Origin of the sequence: Cryobacterium sp. RTC2.1 (assembly GCF_035018685.1) — a bacterium.
In the GTDB taxonomy this organism is placed as follows: domain Bacteria; phylum Actinomycetota; class Actinomycetes; order Actinomycetales; family Microbacteriaceae; genus Cryobacterium; species Cryobacterium glucosi.
This window is the reverse complement of sequence record NZ_JASJXJ010000244.1, coordinates 1-3115: the sequence shown is the minus strand read 5'-3', so window position 1 is coordinate 3115 and position 3115 is coordinate 1. Positions and strand designations below refer to the sequence as shown.

2 protein-coding genes and 2 pseudogenes are annotated in these 3115 nt (G+C 68.9%); 1 reads left to right on the top strand and 3 read right to left on the bottom strand.

What is annotated here, in order from left to right:
* From QN357_RS18400 to lipB, 3 genes and pseudogenes are all read right to left on the bottom strand, one after another.
* Window positions 1-455 (bottom strand): DUF4191 family protein (locus QN357_RS18400; RefSeq protein WP_323505332.1); only part of this gene is annotated, 455 nt, incomplete at its 3' end.
* Between the two features lie 79 nt (window positions 456-534).
* Window positions 535-1518, bottom strand: a pseudogene (gene lipA, locus QN357_RS18395) (lipoyl synthase); the annotation flags it as partial.
* Window positions 1515-2150 carry a lipoyl(octanoyl) transferase LipB gene (lipB, locus tag QN357_RS18390; RefSeq protein WP_322135867.1) on the bottom strand — a complete coding sequence of 212 codons (636 nt, stop codon included), beginning with the start codon at window positions 2148-2150 and terminating at the stop codon, window positions 1515-1517. The pseudogene lipA and the gene lipB, both read right to left, overlap by 4 nt.
* A gap of 169 nt (window positions 2151-2319) precedes the next feature.
* Between lipB and QN357_RS18385 the strand changes: the two are divergent.
* Window positions 2320-3115 (top strand): annotated as a pseudogene (locus QN357_RS18385) (hypothetical protein); the annotation flags it as partial.

The following is a 3115-nucleotide window of genomic DNA, read 5'->3' as shown; positions in this document are numbered from 1 at the left end:
GTCCGGGTGCGCGGGCCCTCGCTGATCAGGACGACGCCGCCGCGACCGACCGCACGGTAGACCGCGTCCTGGGTCTTGCCGTTGACGGCGATGGGCATCTCGCTGCCGACCCAGCCGCCCTTGAGGGAGCTGCGCAGCACGGCGCCGACGGCGCCGGGCTGGCCTTCGATCTGGGAATAGGCGGCCTTCTCGGCACGACGGCCGAGGATGATCAGCACCGCGAGCACCCCGGCGAGGAGTCCGGCGATGATCCAGAGGACCAGCGTGAGAACGTTTCCGTCCGTCGCAACGATCGCGACGATGATCGACGCCACGAGCGGCACGAAGAAGCCCACGAGGAGGAGCGGAACGATTTTGGAATCGTACCGCCGGGTCATCTGGAACACCTGCCACATCTGCTTGATGCGGCCGGGTTCCTTGTGGGGTTTGGGAGTCTTGTCCTTGCTGCGTGCCATGATGTCGAGTTTACCGAGTCGCCAGAATCTCCGATGACCGATTTTCGGTCGAGTCAGCGACGATGCCGCCTGGGCGGGCGACGGCCTGGGCGAAGCCGAGGGAGGCATCCGCCAGGTGGCGGAGCTCGGCGGGCACCTCGCGGTTCGTCGCGAGCATCGACTGCGCCCAGAGGCGTCCTGCCCGGTAGGAGGAGCGCACGAGCGGACCGGAGAGCACCCCGAGGAATCCGATGGCTTCCGCTTCGGCATTCAGCTCGACGAACTCCTCCGGCCGCACCCACCGGGCGACGGGGAGGTGCCGGGCGCTCGGCCGCAGGTACTGGGTGATGGTGATGATGTCGGTTCCGGCGTCGTGGAGGTCCTGGAGCGCCTGGCTGACCTCGGCTCGCTCCTCGCCCATGCCGAGGATCAGGTTCGACTTGGTGATGAGGCCGGCGTCGCGGCCCTGGGTGATCACGTCGAGGGAACGGTCGTAACGGAAGGCCGGGCGGATGCGTTTGAAGATGCGCGGGACCGTCTCGACGTTGTGCGCGAAGACCTCCGGCTTTGCCGAGAACACCTCGCCGAGCAGGTCGGGGTTGCCGGAGAAGTCCGGGACGAGGATCTCCACTCCCGTACCGGGGCTCTGCGCGTGGATCTGCCGGATCGTCTCGGCGTACAGCCAGGCACCCTCGTCGGGAAGGTCGTCACGGGCGACGCCGGTCACCGTGGCGTACCGAAGGTTCATCGCGACGACGGATTCCGCGACCCGTCTCGGTTCGTCGGTGTCGTACTCCGCAGGCTTGCCCGTGTCGATCTGGCAGAAGTCGCAGCGCCGGGTGCACTGCGAGCCACCGATGAGGAAGGTCGCCTCGCGGTCCTCCCAGCATTCGAAGATGTTCGGGCAACCGGCTTCCTGGCACACGGTGTGCAGGTTCTCGCCCTTGACGAGGTCCTGGAGCTTCCGGTATTCCGGTCCCATCTTGGCGACCGTCTTGATCCAGGCGGGTTTGCGTTCGATGGGGGATTCCATGTTGCGGATCTCGAGCCGCAGCATCTTGCGGCCCTCTGGCACGGCGCTCACGCGGCAGCCACCAGTTCCGCGGCGAAACGGGCCCGGATCGGTTCCACCAGTTGCTCCGGTGTCACCTCCCGGCCGAGGACGCGGGAGATCGTGGTGATGCCGGCGTCGCGGATGCCACAGGCGATGATGTGGTCGTAGGGTTCGAGGGAGTTGTTGCAATTGAGCGCGAAGCCGTGCATGGTCACGCCTTCGGCGACCCGGATTCCAATGGCGGCGATCTTGTCCTCGAAGCCGGGACGGCCGACCCAGACCCCGGACCGTCCGGTGACGCGACAAGCGTCGACTCCGAACCCGGCGAGGACATCGATGAGGATGCCTTCGAGGCGTCGGACGTACCCGACGACGTCGATGGGTTCGGCGAGGCGGAGGATGGGGTAGCCGACGAGCTGGCCGGGACCGTGCCAGGTGATCTTGCCGCCCCGGTCGGTGTCGATGACGGGAGTTCCGTCCGTCGGCCGCTCGTCGTCGGACGTGCGTCTACCCGCGGTGTACACGGCGGGGTGTTCGAGGAAGATGACGGTGTCCGGGCGTTCCCCGGAAACAACGGCACGATGGACGGTGCGCTGGAGCTCAAGGCCCACGAGATACGGCACGGAGTTGGCGCTTAGCCCCGCGACGAGAAAGTCGAGCATTGGGCCAGTCTAGGTCAGCCCGTCCTCACCAGCTACCGGATCGGCCGGAGTGTGCACAGCCTGTCCTGAGTGGGCTTGCCGCCGGCTCTCAGCGGGCGAAGATCGCCGCGTGACGAGACGTGCGGGAAGTCGGCGGAGTAGGACGCCTGCTGCGGAGTCCCCTGCCGTGGTGGGGGACTCCGAAGCGCAGCCAGCGGATGCCGTCGGAAACGTCGCCGGATACCGGGTGCTGAGGCGCATCGGCTCTGGTGACCTGTCCGACGTCTACCTCGGTGCCTCTGCCGAAGGCGGGATCGACGGCCAGAGGGAGGTCGTCGTTCTCAAGGTGTTCCGTGAGGTGCACGCGGTGGGCGCAGGCACCGGCGGCGCGGCGATCGACAGGGAGGTGCGCGCCCTCGAGAGCATCCCGGACGGCGGGGTGGGCCGGTTGCTGGACGTTGCGACGTTGCCGGACGGCCGGGTCTGCCTCGTCCTGGCCGAGGACCGTGGCGGGGCGCTCGGGGCGGTCCTGGCCTGCGAGCGATTGCTGGACCCGGGGGAGGCGGTCACGATCCTGGCGCCGGTGCTCGCGGCCGTTGCGCGGCTCTACGACGGGGGCTGGCTGCATCCGGGGATCAGCCCGGGTGTGATCCGGTTCGACGGTGCGGGCCGACCGGTCGTCGGGGGCCTGGGCGGTTTGCGGGACCTGCCGCCGCCGGGGCAGGACCGCGACGAACTGCAGGGCGAGGCCAGGTGCGCCTGCGGTGATGTTGTGCAGGCCGTTCTCGACCGGGTCGCGAAGCGCGGGCAGCCGCCGGCCGACGCCCTGTTCGCGGCCTGGCGCTCTGGCACGTACCGGGAGGCGCTTGCCGGACTCGAGCGGGCGCTGTTCGAATGGTCTCCCGCGGCACCGGTCCGGTTCGGCGGGCACGACGTCGCCCCGGGACACGGGACGTCGACGGACATCCGGGGGCGTTCCCCCGGCC